This is a genomic window from Vibrio hyugaensis (assembly GCF_002906655.1).
Classification (GTDB): Bacteria; Pseudomonadota; Gammaproteobacteria; order Enterobacterales; family Vibrionaceae; genus Vibrio; species Vibrio hyugaensis.
Genome location: NZ_CP025795.1, coordinates 1,457,836 through 1,472,688, shown reverse-complemented (window position 1 = coordinate 1,472,688; position 14,853 = coordinate 1,457,836). Strand labels below are relative to the sequence as shown.

Annotated in this window: 16 protein-coding genes; 9 read left to right on the top strand and 7 right to left on the bottom strand. The window is 43.9% G+C overall.

Annotation, left to right across the window (positions count from 1 at the left end):
• Positions 1-14 precede the first annotated feature (14 nt).
• The gene (locus C1S74_RS23650) at positions 15-1,784 is read right to left on the bottom strand and encodes a choice-of-anchor I family protein (protein WP_045398274.1); all 1,770 of its coding nucleotides are present in this window, start codon (positions 1,782-1,784) and stop codon (positions 15-17) included.
• 232 nt (positions 1,785-2,016) lie between these two features.
• On the opposite strand from C1S74_RS23650, the gene C1S74_RS23640 reads away from it, so the two are divergent.
• Positions 2,017-2,361, top strand: coding sequence for a HopJ type III effector protein (locus C1S74_RS23640; protein WP_045398273.1), 345 nt, complete (start codon positions 2,017-2,019; stop codon positions 2,359-2,361).
• A gap of 60 nt (positions 2,362-2,421) precedes the next feature.
• On the opposite strand, the gene C1S74_RS23635 is transcribed toward C1S74_RS23640, so the two are convergent.
• A complete protein-coding gene (locus C1S74_RS23635) occupies positions 2,422-2,730 on the bottom strand; it encodes a cysteine-rich CWC family protein (RefSeq protein ID WP_045398271.1) in 309 nt (102 codons plus the stop codon).
• Between the two features lie 161 nt (positions 2,731-2,891).
• Between C1S74_RS23635 and C1S74_RS23630 the strand changes: the two genes are divergently transcribed.
• From C1S74_RS23630 to C1S74_RS23620, 3 genes are read left to right on the top strand one after another with little or no spacing between them, the layout of a single operon-like run.
• Positions 2,892-3,590: a DUF3313 domain-containing protein gene (locus tag C1S74_RS23630; RefSeq protein WP_045398269.1), complete on the top strand. Its 699-nt coding sequence runs from the start codon at positions 2,892-2,894 to the stop codon at positions 3,588-3,590.
• Positions 3,591-3,593: 3 nt separating this feature from the next.
• On the top strand, positions 3,594-3,809 hold the full coding sequence (locus C1S74_RS23625; protein WP_005433583.1) for a DUF3820 family protein: 216 nt from the start codon (positions 3,594-3,596) through the stop codon (positions 3,807-3,809).
• A 41-nt stretch (positions 3,810-3,850) separates the two neighbouring features.
• Positions 3,851-4,093 (top strand): hypothetical protein, encoded by a 243-nt coding sequence (locus C1S74_RS23620; RefSeq protein ID WP_045398267.1) that lies wholly within the window; start codon positions 3,851-3,853, stop codon positions 4,091-4,093.
• A gap of 162 nt (positions 4,094-4,255) precedes the next feature.
• Here the strand turns inward: C1S74_RS23620 and C1S74_RS23615 are convergent, their stop codons facing one another.
• Both C1S74_RS23615 and C1S74_RS23610 read right to left on the bottom strand, forming a co-directional pair.
• Positions 4,256-4,594 carry a hypothetical protein gene (locus C1S74_RS23615; RefSeq protein ID WP_045398265.1) on the bottom strand — a complete coding sequence of 113 codons (339 nt, stop codon included), beginning with the start codon at positions 4,592-4,594 and terminating at the stop codon, positions 4,256-4,258.
• A gap of 484 nt (positions 4,595-5,078) precedes the next feature.
• Complete coding sequence (locus C1S74_RS23610) at positions 5,079-5,327, bottom strand: hypothetical protein (protein WP_038869647.1); 249 nt, start codon at positions 5,325-5,327, stop codon at positions 5,079-5,081.
• 172 nt (positions 5,328-5,499) lie between these two features.
• Here C1S74_RS23610 and pcp point away from each other — a divergent pair, with 172 nt between their 5' ends.
• From pcp to C1S74_RS23590, 4 genes are all read left to right on the top strand, one after another.
• Complete coding sequence (pcp, locus tag C1S74_RS23605) at positions 5,500-6,138, top strand: pyroglutamyl-peptidase I (RefSeq protein ID WP_045398910.1); 639 nt, start codon at positions 5,500-5,502, stop codon at positions 6,136-6,138.
• Positions 6,139-6,312: 174 nt separating this feature from the next.
• Positions 6,313-6,576: a hypothetical protein gene (locus tag C1S74_RS23600; RefSeq protein WP_038869651.1), complete on the top strand. Its 264-nt coding sequence runs from the start codon at positions 6,313-6,315 to the stop codon at positions 6,574-6,576.
• 64 nt (positions 6,577-6,640) lie between these two features.
• Positions 6,641-7,624, top strand: coding sequence for a CobW family GTP-binding protein (locus C1S74_RS23595; RefSeq protein ID WP_045398262.1), 984 nt, complete (start codon positions 6,641-6,643; stop codon positions 7,622-7,624).
• Positions 7,625-7,779: 155 nt separating this feature from the next.
• Entirely contained in the window at positions 7,780-9,399 is a 1,620-nt protein-coding gene (locus C1S74_RS23590) for a sensor domain-containing diguanylate cyclase (protein WP_045398261.1), read from the top strand.
• A gap of 78 nt (positions 9,400-9,477) precedes the next feature.
• On the opposite strand, the gene C1S74_RS23585 is transcribed toward C1S74_RS23590, so the two are convergent.
• Positions 9,478-9,753 (bottom strand): hypothetical protein, encoded by a 276-nt coding sequence (locus C1S74_RS23585; protein ID WP_045398260.1) that lies wholly within the window; start codon positions 9,751-9,753, stop codon positions 9,478-9,480.
• Between the two features lie 208 nt (positions 9,754-9,961).
• Positions 9,962-10,204 carry a hypothetical protein gene (locus C1S74_RS23580; RefSeq protein ID WP_045398258.1) on the bottom strand — a complete coding sequence of 81 codons (243 nt, stop codon included), beginning with the start codon at positions 10,202-10,204 and terminating at the stop codon, positions 9,962-9,964.
• A gap of 192 nt (positions 10,205-10,396) precedes the next feature.
• Between C1S74_RS23580 and C1S74_RS23575 the strand changes: the two genes are divergently transcribed.
• Positions 10,397-11,689, top strand: a complete 1,293-nt coding sequence (locus C1S74_RS23575) for a DEAD/DEAH box helicase (RefSeq protein WP_045398255.1) — start codon at positions 10,397-10,399, stop codon at positions 11,687-11,689.
• Positions 11,690-11,776: 87 nt separating this feature from the next.
• Here the strand turns inward: C1S74_RS23575 and C1S74_RS23570 are convergent, their stop codons facing one another.
• Positions 11,777-14,767, bottom strand: coding sequence for a DUF6701 domain-containing protein (locus tag C1S74_RS23570; RefSeq protein ID WP_231578774.1), 2,991 nt, complete (start codon positions 14,765-14,767; stop codon positions 11,777-11,779).
• Positions 14,768-14,853: the final 86 nt, after the last annotated feature.

Sequence of the window (14,853 nt, the reverse complement as noted above, 5' to 3'; positions counted from 1 at the left end):
TTGAAGAATGAGTATTAAAGCTCAATTCGAAATACAGACGTCGTACCTGACACTTCATTCCCCACTGCAATAAAGTGTTGTCCGTTACGAGCAAAGTAGTTGATTGACTCCGGCGCTAAATCGCCTGATTTTGGATTGTACGTATCGTTCGCGCATTCACCATCTTCTACTTCAGTACAGACTGGCTGATTGTAATCACGACGGTTTACGTAATGCAGGAACTGCGCTTGTTTTGGGTCTGTGATGTCATAAATCATGATGCCGCCTTGGCGCTCTAAACCGATAAACGCGTAATGACGACCATTGATTTGTGCTACTTCAATCGCCTCTGGCTCAATGCCTTTGTCATCGCTACGGTCATCGCCACTGTCATTGCTATCGTTGGTGCTGTTGAAGTTCTTACTTTCATTCATCAACGCGATAGTCGCGAAATCGTCACCACTATCGAAAACCAACTCGCCGTTTTCATCCCAAATAGAGAACGAACGTGCGCCAAAGGCTTGAACGTTGTCTTGTGCAGAAAGTGTTTGTTTAGGCTTAATCACTTTAAGGCGCGCGAGTTGTTTGTTGTCTTTTAGTGCCTCTGCCAATGGGTGATCTGCTGCGACTTTTAGCTTCTTACCGCGTACTTCATCAACATGGCTTAAACAGGTGCTTTGCTCTGAAGTATATTCATCTGTACCGAGATAATCGTCTTCATCCCACTTAAAGCCCGCTTGGTCACATAGAGCTTGTGTTGCTTTGAAGCCATATTCACGACCGTCACCTTCGTTGGCAGAGAGTATGTAAGTTTTGCCACCTACCGAGTAGCTGTCGAGGGTATCTGGCATGTACAGACCAACCAGTTGAGGGTAGCTCTTAAAGTTGCCAATGATTTTGTCTTTGTTCGAAGCATCCAGTTTTGAGTCAGACCAAGATTTCTCGCCCAGACCGACAATTTTCTCTACCGATTTACTTTCTGGGTTCACGATTGCTATCGCGTTGTTTTCTTGAAGCGCAACGTAGATTTTGCCGTTGTCTGCAAAAGTGAGGTATTCCGGCTCTAGATCTTTTGCTACCGTTGCGTTTGGACCTGAAATTCGAACATCAGCAGGCAATTCAGACTTACGTGCACCATCAAACTCATTGAAACCAATCTGCGTTACTTCTGCTTGGTTGACGCCTTGGCTCAAATCGATCAGTGTGATGCTGCCTTCTGGATCGACACTGTAGTCACCATTTGGCTCACCTTCGTTTGCTGTTGCAATGTATCTGCCGTCTTTTGAGAAGCCAACCATGTCTGGCAGTGCGCCAGTAGGGAAGGTGGTGATCAGTGACAAATCGTCCGAGCGGTACAAGCCGATAATGCCATTAGCTTGTTTATTGCTATTTTCAATCGCAACAGCGACTAAACCATTAAAGACTGCAACACTGTTTGCCGCACCAATTTCAACGCCTGCCGCTTCGCCTGCGCTGTTGAGATCGATGAATGCTGTTTGCGTTGGTGCACCGTTGTCATCCATAGAAAGCACATCGACACGCTTTGCTTGAGCATTGACCACGTAAAGTTTGTCAGTACACGCATCATATTGAACGATTTCTGCTGCCGATGTATCGAATGGTGCGTCAGCGATAGACGTTCCCATAAAGGTCAAACCTTGGATGGATGTCTCTCGAGCAACAGGTGCTACTGGCACTTTACATTGGGCTGCAAACGAAGAAAGAGAATCGTCAGGTTGAGATGAGCATGCGATGGCAAGTGAAGATAATGCCAATACACCTATTGCCTTAAATGGGGTGGTCATGATATTTCCTTATTAAACGGATACAATGTCGCTCAATGCACCTAAGTTAGATATCTATTCATTCACTACAACAGTGAGGAATAGCGCATTGATTGATGTGTTATTAAATAAGGCTCTGAATATATTTATGATTTATGACTCTTATATTGGCTTTTGATGAAACAAATGTGTCATTTTTAATCTGAACGTATGTCGAACACTTAAGATGAAAAGACACTAGGAACTAGAAATAATGGAACTTAAAGAATTTTTGGATGCGCTAGCGGCATCACCTGAGACAGTAGAATTTGAAACGACAATGGCAGCGATTGAGGCAAACTACGAGTTTACGCCAGCGGCTTTTGTGAATGGTGAAACGCAGAATAATGCAGGTGAGAACAATGGCTCGTGCAAGATCTTCGCTTTTGGTCAATTGAACAACCTAAGCAAAGAAGCAACGTTGGCGTGTTTTGGTCGCTTCTACCGTGAAGACGTATTGGCACATCCAGAGAACAGCGACCATCAAAACATTCGTAACTTTATGGTGACGGGTTGGGATGGCGTGAAGTTCGAATCCCAAGCGTTAGCGCAGAAATAGTTCGTAGAACTCACCTTCATTTCAATGATAGCCGGTCCGTTATGCCCTATATTCGATAGGCTAGGCGACTGGCTTTTTCTCCAAACATTTACGACACAAACAAAGCTGTCCCGCTTCTGGCTTTGGTAAATCTCTGGTCTCAATATCAAAGCACCAACACGTATCTTTCCCTGCAGCAATATCGCAATGCGCGTTCGTGCCACACTCAGGGCAAGAGTGGGTTGAATCATTCCCAACCAATTGCTCGATGATCGCGTCTCGTTGAGCATCGGACTTATCTTTCCACTGCACGATTTCTTCTATGGTTCGGTGACAGCCAGAACAGATTCCGCCGTTGTTTTTACAGGCTGCGCGGCAAGGTGACTTCATTATTTTTCTCGTTATGCTTTCCAGTAAGCGGCGTACTTTAACATGAAATTGTGCAGCGGGAAGCTCAATCCTTGATTCAACAAAATATCCATTAAGTGAATAAATACTGGTCAAATTTATATGGAATGATAAACTGTATATTCAAAGTTTGAGGAGTCGGTATGTTTAAGTCATTGGTTGAGCGTTTGTATAAGGCAACGGTAGTTGTATCTCTGGGTTTCATTTTGAGCGGATGTGCTGGTGGTCCTGTCGTCAGTGCGACGAAATTCACGAGCTATGAAGATTTTCGTCCCGGACCAGAGGGTGGGGTTGATCTTGTTTGGGCGAGAGTAGGCTTGCGCGATGCCACTCGTTTGAAAGAGAAAATGGATGAATACGACAGCGTGGTGATTGATCGAGTGATGGTTGTGGTTCAAGAATCTGAGCTCGATGATGAAGAGATCCACGAACTGACAACTTACATGGTTGATCAGTTAAAAGCGCGCATCTCACCAGTCAAAAAGATTGTCGCCCAACCCGGTGAAAAAACACTTCGCCTGAGCATTGCAGTCAGTAATGTAGAGACGCCTAACCCTGTTCTTGCGGTTACCTCAAGCATTCTGCCGGTTGGTTTAGGGATCTCGACCATCTCAAAAATCACGACAGGTGAGCACACCAATGTAGGCTCCGCGACAGTGGAGTTACTTGTGAGCGATTCAGAGAGTGACATGCCGCTGTTTGCTGCGATTGATCGCCAAGCAGGAAACAAAGACTTCTCAACCATGATTGATTCTTTAGACGATGCTAAAGATGCAATTAACTGGTGGGTCGATCGCTTGGGTGTTACTCTTAGCCAAGATTTATCCCAACAGACCCCGTAGTATATGTTAGAAAAAGAAAACCTTATCAAACTCGCTCGAATGCAAATGCCGTTTGGCAAATACGCTGGGCGTGTTCTTATTGATCTTCCAGAAGAATATCTACTCTGGTTCGATAAAAAAGGTTTTCCGGAAGGGGAGCTAGGCGAACTGCTAAAACTCTGCCTCGCACTTAAAATTGAAGGTTTGGACAGTGTCGTTAAGCCTTTAAAGCGAATGTAACCTGCCACAGAAACTCCCTATTTTTAATTTAAAGAATGACCATGAATTTTGATTTTAATGCACTGAAACACCACCAACTCGTCGAAGATGGCCAACTAGAAGGGTGTTACCTTCATCAGCCCGCTCAAGGTAGTCAGCAAAATGACAAAGCTGTTTTGGCAGAACGCCAAGCGTTGGAAAAGATGGGGTACAAGGTGATACAGGTTCAAGCCAAAGGCGGGACAACAACGTTTGCTGAGGCGATGCAAAAGTTTGTTAAGAAGACTGGCCACCAGCCTCAGTAATAATCGGATTCAACAGACCAAAGCGTCTGAAACCTTTCCCGGAATACCTCCTGTTTCATACAAAAGAGTCAGACCCTCAGGCTGATTCTTTTTTACCCCATCCCTTGCAAGTAATGCTGTTCGCCAGTTAACCGCAGCATTGCCTTTCTTATGGAATTATTTTCAGGTCATTCGGGTAATAAAGGTTTGCTCGTCATCCACAAAAGCGACAAATCCGCCGTGATAGATAAACACGCGACCGCGCCCCTCTACTAAGCATGCTAGCTGTGGGTTCAAATCTTCTTCGTTATCTTGGCTTTGAAAGGTTCCGGTATCTGTGATTACGCCGCTGAGAGTCGGCAGATATCCATAAGTACGCTTGGCTTGATCAATGAGGTTTAATTCGCTGTCGATAGAGAAGCAGGAGGGGATAGCACCAGCGTCTTCGATGAATATAGGCTTCAGTTCTTCAAAAGCTGTAATCACCAGCCAGTCGATGCCGTTTACATGATGGATAAACATAGAGTTGCTCGATAATTTTGATGCGGAGATTCTATCACTATCAGGTGCAGAACGTAGTAGAAATTTAGTTGTTCAAGGCGGTAATTCTGTGCCATTTCCTGACATTCACCACGCCAACTTGAGACACGTTTCTGTCTAGTATTAAGTGACAAAAACAAGCAAACAGAAATCTCTAAAAAAGCCCCGTATAGCCCAAGGCTGTCAAGCGGACTATAAGGGGCAAACAGAGCAACTAGGATCACTGCTCTGCGATGGTGTCTGGAAACGACAATTAGAAATCGCCTCCGAGATAAATTCTAGGAGTTTCTAGTGCTGTTTTGTCAGCAAAATGTCACGACTGGTTACCATGCAGACAAGCTTATTTTTTATTTTTGAACAACAGCTTAGAAAGCCAGCGGGCATTGTAGGAATGGGCTGAAATGCCTTACAGAGGGTGCAAAAAAGCTCGCGAAATAAGCGAGCTTTTTGTCATTTAAAAGCAGGGTTAATGCTTGCGCTGTGGGCCGTGACGAACGATGTCTTTTCCGTGTTCGTAAACGTGTTGAGAAACCCAACGTCCAAGAACTAATTGATGCTTTTCGTCCAATACTGCAACAAATGGACGGCCATCAGTGTTGGTTGTTGCTAATGCTACGCCAGCGACGCCTTCAAGACCCAGTGCGCCACTTTCAATTAGGTGTAGGAAAGCTTCTAGCTCTTCCAATGTTTCGATTACGTGATTATCAATGTTCATCGTCTTCAATCTCTTCGAATTGTCGATATTCAATGGTCGCGTACTCTACCTAAGTTGCTTGCAGAAACCAAGGAAGGATTTGCATACAATAATGCTTGGCGTTATCACGCTAAATTGTTGTAAATTCGAATTCCAATCATACGTCGAACAAAAATTACAAAGAGTCACATTGATGAAGAAAGTGTTAATCACCGGTTTTGAGCCATTTGGTGGCGAGTCAGTTAATCCTGCATTAGAAGCGGTAAAGCGATTAGAAGGCAAAAAGCTCAACGGTGGTGAAGTGGTGATTTGTCAAGTGCCGGTAACCCGTTACCAATCCATTGACACTGTGGTTAATGCTATCGAGCAATACCAACCAGATATTGTCATCACAGTAGGGCAGGCCGCGGGGCGAGCAGCGATTACACCAGAGCGTGTGGCGATCAATGTAGACGACTTCCGTATTCCTGATAATGGCGGTCGTCAACCAATCGATGAGCCAGTGGTTCAAGATGGTCCAGACGCTTACTTCACAACGCTACCCATCAAGGCGATGACAAACGCTTTACAGAACGCGAGTATTCCATGCCAAGTATCAAATACGGCAGGGACGTTTGTATGCAATCACCTGTTTTATGGTATCCAGCATTACTTGCGTGATAAAGCGGTACGTCATGGCTTTGTGCATATTCCTCTTTTGCCAGAGCAAGACGCTTCAGGCAACCAGCCAACCATGTCGTTAGATGTTATTGTTGAAGGGTTAGCGCTCTTGGCTCAAGCAGCGATTGACAACGAATCTGACATTGCAGTCAGCGCAGGCCAAATTTGTTGATACATAAGCCAAATTCAAATCCTTAGATGAACGCCGAGCACCATTAAGCTCGGTGTTTTTGTATCTGTTAAGTCGCTCAAATTTTGTGGGGTATGAAAGGAGTAGCATTGAATTGTGAAATGGATAAGTAACACCGATTCACTTTGATCTCTCGTTCAAATAAGGCGAACTATCATGAAAAGCAATAGAAGTAAGATCATTGCACTTTCCTCTGCGGTTGTTTTCGCTTTGGCTATTGCCGCTTTAAAATTTGAAAACACCCTCGGACTGCTTCCAATCCTTGTAGCGATTGTCGCGTTTTTTACTTGTGTGATTCACACCAGCATGCACCTTTCTGGTGTTAAAAATGCGGATGCATTTGGTTATTACCAACAATCTCAGCAGACAAAAGCGAATGCGTTGCATAAAGGCTTAGACCCTCGCGATAAAAAGCGTTGAAGCAAGTCACATTCTCCGTATACTTTGGCAAAAGCATTTAAGCACAAGCTTGTCGGAGAAGAGCATGTCAAATCGAGTACCAACCAATATACTGACAGGATTTTTGGGTGTCGGTAAAACCACCGCTATCTTGAATTTATTGAAAAACAAACCAGAGAACGAGAACTGGGCTGTGTTAGTCAATGAGTTTGGTGAAATTGGTATCGATGGCGCGATGATGACTGATCAAGGCGCGGTGATCAAAGAAGTGCCGGGCGGTTGCATGTGCTGCACGGCTGGCGTGCCTATGTCTGTTGGTATTACGGCTTTGCTGCGCCAGAACCCTGACCGTCTTCTTATTGAGCCGACGGGTTTGGGCCATCCAAAGCAAGTGGTTGCGACGCTAACGTCTGAGCAGTACCAACTGTATGTGGATCTTAAAGCGACGATTGCGCTGGTGGACCCGCGTAACCTAAGTAACGAGAAGTACCTTTCTAACAAAAACTTTGTTGATCAGCTTGATAGCGCAGATGTGGTCATTGGTAGCAAAGTTGACCTGTGTACAAGCCATGATATTGATGTTTTCAATGACTGGGTGACAGCCCAAACGCCTTCTAAAGTGTTCAGTAAGCTGATTCACGACGGTGACTTACCGATTGAAGTGCTAGATATCGAACGGGTGCACGGCAGTGCTTCTTCTCATATTGAAGCGCATCATCATGATCATGCTCACCAAGAGCCTCAATTCCAACTACCTCCGGGTGAAGCTTTCATCCGTAAAGAGAACAAAGGGCAGGGTTACTTCAGCTGTGGTTGGTTGTTCGGCGCGGAATACTCATTCAATTTTGAACAACTGTTCTCCATGCTATCTGAGCTAACGGCTGAACGTGTGAAAGCGGTGATGAACACAGACCAAGGTTGCTACGCGTTTAACGTGGCGAATGGTGTGGTTTCAGTCAATGAAATGAGCCTACAGGGCTTCGAATCACGCCTTGAGGTTATTGACTCACAATTGATGCCTTGGGACCAGTTGGAAGACATTCTGCTTAAACTTTGCGGGATTAGCTAACCGTTGCCAACAAAGCCCTAGTTCATGCTTGGGCTTTGTCTGTTGATTTTCATTGTTGAGACGATAGACGCTTATTGTCGAAACTGCTCTGTATATATTTGATTTGTATAACTATAATCGCCGGTTTTTTTAACTAGCAGAAAACTGGAGACCTCTTGAATTCAACCTTAACCCTCTCTGAGTTGAAGTTTTTCTTCTTGCGCTTTATCGCTATTTTCTTCTTATTGGTTGCCGTGTTTGGCACCATTCTGCATTACGATATGTCCTCTTCAGAAGACACGATGAAAAGTAATATCAGAGTTCAACAACAAGCTCTTCTTGAAGGGAAAAAAGAATATATTGAGTGGGTTATGGGGTCTGTGGTTCGAGAAACAGCCTTACTTGCTGACTTAATGGCTGCGAAGCAGATTTTTAATCTTGTTGATTTAGAACCTGCGACAAGGAGAAGTACGGAGTTATCTCGACTAAGCTCGGTTCTAGAAATCGTTAGCCAGCGAAAAGAAGTGTATGACCAATTACGCTACCTAGATATGGAAGGGAACGAGGTAGTGCGCATTAACTTCAATGAAGGGCACGCGCAAATCGTACCTGAAGAGCAATTGCAGAACAAAAGCCATCGTTACTATTTTGCCAAAGCAATGCAACTAGGCTGTCGTAAGATTTATGTGTCTCCTTTGGACTTGAACATGGAGCATGGTCAAATAGAAGCCCCACTCAAGCCAATGATTCGTCTCGCGGCGCCGGTATTCGATAAAGAAGGCAATAAGCGTGGGATTGTCGTGGTGAACTATTTAGCGAAATACCTTATGGACGGTATGCAGTTATTCAGCCTAGATGCGAGTAGTAACTACATGCTACTCAATAAAGACGGCTACTTTCTATTTAATAAAGATCATCCAGACTCTGAGTTCGCCTTTATGTATGAAGGCGGAGAAAAAGACACGATTTACAACGCTTTTCCTGATATAGCCGAACAAATTCGTGAAACCCGTTCGGGTCGTATTGAAAATGATCAAGGGATCATGACCATTGAATCTGTTGGGGCTGTAGGGCGAATTAACCCTTATTGTTTTCAGGATTACCACGTTAGTGAAAACAGCTCAACGGCTTGGAAGTTAGCCTCTTACGTGAATTTCGATACACGCAAAGAGTTAAGTGGCGCAATGTATGAACGTAAATGGTTGATGCAAGTTGGTATTTTGTTGAGCATTGTTTTGGCATACTTTATTGCTCGGTTCCAGCTTCGTGCTTTTTCTGATAACCAACGCATTCACTATTTAGCACATCACGACAGTTTAACGGGTCTTGTTAATCGCGCTGCTTTTCAAACTCAAGCGCTAGAAACATTGTTACAGAGTGCGAAAGCAGAAAAAAAAGCGTGCTTGATGTATCTCGATCTTGATAGCTTTAAATTGGTTAATGATCAGTATGGCCACGCTGCTGGGGATAAAACACTTAGTCATGTTGCTTCGGTTCTACATCGAGTCTTTGGAGACAATGCTTTGCTGGCAAGACTTGGTGGAGATGAATTTGCGATCCTATTGAGCAGTTCTGAGCATATGGAAAATCCGGAGCATTACGCGGCATCCTTAATCCAATTGATACAAGATCCAATAGAAGTGATGCCAAATTCGTTTTATCAAGTAACTACGTCGATTGGGGCATGCTGTGTCGCTACACATCACTGCACTTTAGACGAACTAATGCACAAAGCTGATATGGCGATGTATGAGGCCAAGAAGAGTGGGAAGAATCGTTATTTCTTTCTTCAATAACCAACTCAAGTCCTAAACTACAAGGCGTATAGACTGCAGGTGGTCTGTACGCCTTTAAGATACAATTACGCTAGATACCTATAACTCAAGTGATAGCAACGGGATGTTCGTTCGATACACTATGAGTTGCTCTTTCTCTAGAGTTGGTGGTGTCCAGTTTAACTTATCTATCGACAACGCTTGATGAATGTGTTTTTCGTCGAGATCGTAATCAATATAACCTGATTTAACTTCAACGTTGCTAGGCTGAACAGCAATAGACTTTACTTTCCCAGACCAGTTTATAACTGTTTCTGCAGCATTTACGTTTAGCGGTAGCGTAAATAGTATTAATGCTAATATTTGTTTTGTCATGATAACCTTCCTTGTTACTGAGACATCTTTTATATCGGCCAGAAGAGAAAGTTCTTTAACGTAAATATCACCTAGAATGATAAATTACCTTTGATCTATTTCTTCTACGTTTGAGGTGACTAAAGAACGTCAATATTAAAATGGGGTGTTAGGAAGGTGAGAGGCAGGCTTGAAAGGAGCGAAGAAGAGCCAATCCTTGGCAAGTAGATTATAGATCTAAAGCTATCACAGGGACGTTAGATTTAGAGAGGGTTATCTGCTCTTTTTCTAGATTATTTACTGATAATTCAATGTGTTCTCTGTAGAGGTCTAATTGTACGACCCCATTTTTAGCCTCAACATTTTCTGGACTCTGTGCAATAGAAGGTGCAATACCAGACCAAGTTAAAGGGATACTTGCGCTATAAGTATTCAAAGAGATGAAAGCAAGTGCCAACAAACCAGTTTTCATAATTTGATTCTTCTGAGTTAGATTAAACGAGCTGGTTAAGGCGCGCAGTGTATGTTTATAAACGTATAACTAGTTTGATATACATCAAGTGATAGGCATTATGAAAAAAGTGAGATAAATCACTTGAATTCGGGTATAGTGCACCGCTAAATTTTCAAAGCTATCTAGTGGTTTGTTTAAGGAATACGCTCAATGTCATTTTCATCTCAAGGTTTTGCGCCAGAAGTGGTTACAGCACTGGCAGAATGCGGTTATGAGAAGTTAACGCCAATCCAACAGAAGGCGATTCCAATGGCTCGTCGAGGTCATGATATTTTCGCTACTGCACAAACAGGTACGGGTAAAACCGCGGCCTTCTCTTTGCCAATGATTCAACGCTTGTTGGACAGTGGTCGTAACGCGTCTCGCAAAACGGCACGTGCACTTATCATGGCTCCGACTCGTGAATTAGCAGAGCAAATCGCTGATAACATCAAAGCTTACACCAAGTACACGAATCTCTCTGTTGCGGCTATTTTTGGTGGTCGTAAGATGTCATCACAGGTGACTGCGTTAGAAAGTGGTGTGGATATTCTGGTTGCAACACCAGGACGTCTAGAAGAGCACATTGAGCAAGGTAACGTTTCAGTAGCAAACATTGAGTTCCTTGTGTTTGATGAAGCAGACCGAATCTTGGACATGGGTTTTATCCATGCGGTTCGTAAAATCATGTTGGATGTGGATACCGATCCACAGATCATGATGTTCTCTGCGACGACATCTAGCCAACTAAACGTGTTAGCAAAAGATATTCTACGTAAGCCAAAGCGTATCGAAGTAGAGCGTGCAAATACCACTGCGCAAACTATTGCTCACGTATTGTATCCAGTGGATCAAGAACGTAAGACAGAGCTACTTTCTGAGCTTATTGGTCGTAAAAACTGGAAACAAGTGCTGGTTTTCGTGAACTACAAAGAAACCGCAAACGATGTAGTAAAAGAATTGAAACTGGATGGTATTAAAGCCGTAGTTTGTCACGGTGACCGTGCGCAAAGTGCTCGCCGTCGTGCTCTGGAAGAGTTCAAAACTGGCAAAGTACGTGTGATGGTGGCAACAGACGTTGCTGCACGTGGCTTGGATATTGAGGACTTACCACACGTAGTCAACTACGACATGCCATTCCTAGCAGAAGATTACGTTCACCGTATCGGTCGTACTGGCCGTGCAGGTAAACAAGGTCATGCAGTATCTTTCGTGAATCGTGAAGAAGAGCTAACTGTAGTCCAGGTTGAAAACCTGATTCAACAACATATTCGTCGTATCGAACTTGCTGGTTACGAGCCAAAACAACGCGAATCGTACATTGAGAAGCTAAATTCGAAGCCTGCATTTAAAAACCGTCAAGGCCGACGCAATAATCCAAACCAGTCTGCAACCGATCAAGGCAGTGCTGAACGTCGTTTAGCGATGGTGAAACGCTTGAAAGCTCGCCGTTCATCAAGCTAAGAATTGTTTACGACGTAAGAACAATATAGTAAAAAGCGCCCCTCACACGAGGGGCGCTTTTTATCTCCGGACTATAAGAGGAGGAAGTTAATTCATACCAATAAAGTTTGGCTCCCCTCGATAGATGATTCTGTCGTTACCACGATGAATACCAAATGTCACAACCGTAGGTGGGTTGTCCTCTTCCGTATCGGTTTTATCCCAATTGTACTTCAACCAAGGTAAGTTGTTGCCTGCGCTACTCAGATCTAAATGAAAGCGCACCTGTTCTCGTGCTGAGTCTACTTGGCTTGCGACAATGTCATACGTCCTGCCAGCGAGCATCGTACCTTCACCAGATAAAAGAGTGTTATTTGGTGAAGAATTTGACCAAATAGGGGTGCGAGAATGATGTACGCCATTAGCGGTTGTTGCACTGTCTTCAAAGTGAGTAACGAATCGTCCGTTTTGCCACACTTCCACATCCAGAGGTACCTTAATAGTCATACCTTGGTTACCTCCGACGTCTTTAAAGTTCAGCCTACCAAAGCGAATGTCGGGCTGCTCTTCAAGGATATGTCGATCATCGAAGAAGTTTATTTCATCGATCACTGCGATGTGAGTTAAACCAATCTTGCTGTTCGTCGAGCCTGAATCTTTATTGAATGGACCATCTGGATATTTCCCGTCAGTCCCATCTTTTTCCCAGCAAGGACTATTATCACAATTGGCGTTACCCATTGCTTTATCGATAGTGAAAGTACCGACGCTTGCATCGCCAACCAAGTTCCATTCAGCCGATTCTGCTGCTGGTGGTATAAAGCGGTCGACGTAGTCACTCAGTTCACCCAAATGGAAATGCTCTCGCAAACTCGCATCAAAATGTACGTAGTTTTTGATGTCTTCTTTTTTCGCGTTGAGTGCGACAACGTCATAGCTGACTCGCTCGAATGGTTGATTCATGTAGATGAAACTCTGCTTAGTCGGATATGTCCATTCAGCATCACGAGCTTTGAAGTATTTGGCGTAGAAGCGGCCAACATTTCGGTAACCTGTGTTGACTGTCATATCGAGATATTCGCTGGTTAGGCTGGCTTTAATCTTCAAACTACCGACTTCTTCCCAATACAAATCAGAAAAGGTGTATTGTTCGTTTTCGCTCTCAGTATGACTACGAGTGAGTGACAAGGTACTTTCCAGTAACTTCTCGGATTGGTTTGCCGTTTCAGTCGGCGTCTTTTGTTTACTACTTAATACGATGCTTGCCGCGGGTGCATCTTCCAACATAAAGTTGCGAGTAACATCTGCGTTGCAATAACTCTTTGTACTTACTTCACCAGTAACAGAGCCACCACTTTGCCAAATGATGGGTTTAATGGTTAGCGAGAAGTATTCGCCAGCAGCAATAAAGCCCGGTCCGCTCTCTGACGTACCGGAAGCCAGTGTTGTTGAACCATCACAAATCGCTAACGTCCATGGTCGGGATTTGACGTCAAACGTCCCCTCGACTTTAACGGAACCTTCTTCTGGACATTCTTCGAAACCCTTACATTCGAAGGTATCGGATAGGTTTACAGAGAACAATCCAGATTCATTCGTGATTAAACCATGGCTAGAAAGACCATCCGAAAACTCCGCAGAGTAACGAAAGTTTCCTTCGCTACCACCCGCTGGCTTGATGATCGGGTGGGCGACCTGAGGGGTACCATTGTAATTAGTAGCAATAACTTGTTCACCGGTTGATGCGCAAGCTAACAAGCGGGTATTTACGGTTTTTGATTTACCAGCGACAACGTGAATCTCTTTAAGTGAGCTGAGGTCTTCTGCGTACGCTTCAAACATATATGGTGTAAACATGAACTGCACGGTTTGTGCTTTGTTTATGTCGTCAACCATGGTGAAAGTCAGTGTGTAATTTGAATCTAACGCAATCGAATCGATATCATTCGGGATAACTTTTATTATGAGCGTCCCGTCATCCTTCGAGACAAAGTTGTTGTCGTCAATTTTCTGTTTTCCTTCGACCATCTCAAGAGTGAATAGGTCAGGATGAGAGAGAGAAGCCAACACTTGAGCACTCGTTACTTTACCATTGTTGGTTGTAGTTACGGTAAACTGAGGGAGTTCATCACCACACATTAGTGCGATGTCTTCTGCTGGTGTGACGACAAGATCGAAATCGTCTTCTGATGGTGGGGTAATTTTACAAACCGGAATCGTTTCTGGAACCGTGCAGACTTTCGGGCTTTGGTTTGCGTAATCACAGTTAGGGTCTTGTATTCCACAGAAATGTTTAAAGTTGGTTCCCGCATCAAGGCTAGCAGTAACTTGCCCACATACTGAAACATCGGTGCTATTCATCGAAAAATGGTGTGCAGTAATGGCTTGTCTATCAGCATAAACGTTCGTTGCTTTGAATCCGGTATCCACGGTATGACCGAGAGACGTTATTGAGCCGAACACTTCTACATTGTTTAGTTCAATTGTGGACCTTGCGTTGATATCACCTACAACAATAGGCCTGTTAGATGAATTAGTATCCGTCGTATTGATCTTTACATTAGTGCCTGTTGACTCGATCTTTCCACAGAACATGCCTGATTCAATATAAACTTCGCTTTGAGCGATGATTTCACCATTTAAAACATTTTGCATACCGTGAAACTCAACGGATCGGCCATTAGGTCCTACGCCATTTGTTTTTATTTTTCCTTTTACTTCACTGTCCGTAATTTGAATGGATCCGAGTGCAGAAATATCGCCAAGAACGTAGCTATTTCCTTCCACTTTAAGCCAAGTACCCAAAGCGTTAATGTTAATTGGATTGTCTGTGGCTCCAACGATATTCGAGCCTTTCAAGGTAATCGAGCTCTGAGCGGTGAGTGTTGCGGCGTTGTGGTTTCTGTTGAGAATCCAATCGCCAGTTTGCAGTTCAATACTAGTGCTACAGTGGTAGGTCGAACCTGTAACAGTAATGCTGCCATTAGGGCAAAAACCGACCTCTTCACCGGTTTTAATGTCAGCTAAGTCAAACACTGTTGCCAGAGCGTAGGGGGAAAAAATAGATGCGAGTGTGATGAATATTTGTTTTAGCATCATCAAGTATCCTAAATCTAGTGGAACTTAATGGCACCAAGCGAGTGTGAGCAAAAGGCTCATCGAAGTTAAATTTGCGGTTTGATTTT

Excerpts from the sequence above, each read along its gene's own strand:
- C1S74_RS23650 (WP_045398274.1), bottom strand. The coding sequence starts at position 1,784 with ATGACCACCCCATTTAAGGCAATAGGTGTATTGGCATTATCTTCACTT.
- C1S74_RS23640 (WP_045398273.1), top strand. The coding sequence starts at position 2,017 with ATGGAACTTAAAGAATTTTTGGATGCGCTAGCGGCATCACCTGAGACA.
- C1S74_RS23635 (WP_045398271.1), bottom strand. The coding sequence starts at position 2,730 with ATGAAGTCACCTTGCCGCGCAGCCTGTAAAAACAACGGCGGAATCTGT.
- C1S74_RS23630 (WP_045398269.1), top strand. The coding sequence starts at position 2,892 with ATGTTTAAGTCATTGGTTGAGCGTTTGTATAAGGCAACGGTAGTTGTA.
- C1S74_RS23625 (WP_005433583.1), top strand. The coding sequence starts at position 3,594 with ATGTTAGAAAAAGAAAACCTTATCAAACTCGCTCGAATGCAAATGCCG.
- C1S74_RS23620 (WP_045398267.1), top strand. The coding sequence starts at position 3,851 with ATGAATTTTGATTTTAATGCACTGAAACACCACCAACTCGTCGAAGAT.
- C1S74_RS23615 (WP_045398265.1), bottom strand. The coding sequence starts at position 4,594 with ATGTTTATCCATCATGTAAACGGCATCGACTGGCTGGTGATTACAGCT.
- C1S74_RS23610 (WP_038869647.1), bottom strand. The coding sequence starts at position 5,327 with ATGAACATTGATAATCACGTAATCGAAACATTGGAAGAGCTAGAAGCT.
- pcp (WP_045398910.1), top strand. The coding sequence starts at position 5,500 with ATGAAGAAAGTGTTAATCACCGGTTTTGAGCCATTTGGTGGCGAGTCA.
- C1S74_RS23600 (WP_038869651.1), top strand. The coding sequence starts at position 6,313 with ATGAAAAGCAATAGAAGTAAGATCATTGCACTTTCCTCTGCGGTTGTT.
- C1S74_RS23595 (WP_045398262.1), top strand. The coding sequence starts at position 6,641 with ATGTCAAATCGAGTACCAACCAATATACTGACAGGATTTTTGGGTGTC.
- C1S74_RS23585 (WP_045398260.1), bottom strand. The coding sequence starts at position 9,753 with ATGACAAAACAAATATTAGCATTAATACTATTTACGCTACCGCTAAAC.
- C1S74_RS23580 (WP_045398258.1), bottom strand. The coding sequence starts at position 10,204 with ATGAAAACTGGTTTGTTGGCACTTGCTTTCATCTCTTTGAATACTTAT.
- C1S74_RS23575 (WP_045398255.1), top strand. The coding sequence starts at position 10,397 with ATGTCATTTTCATCTCAAGGTTTTGCGCCAGAAGTGGTTACAGCACTG.
- C1S74_RS23570 (WP_231578774.1), bottom strand. The coding sequence starts at position 14,767 with ATGATGCTAAAACAAATATTCATCACACTCGCATCTATTTTTTCCCCC.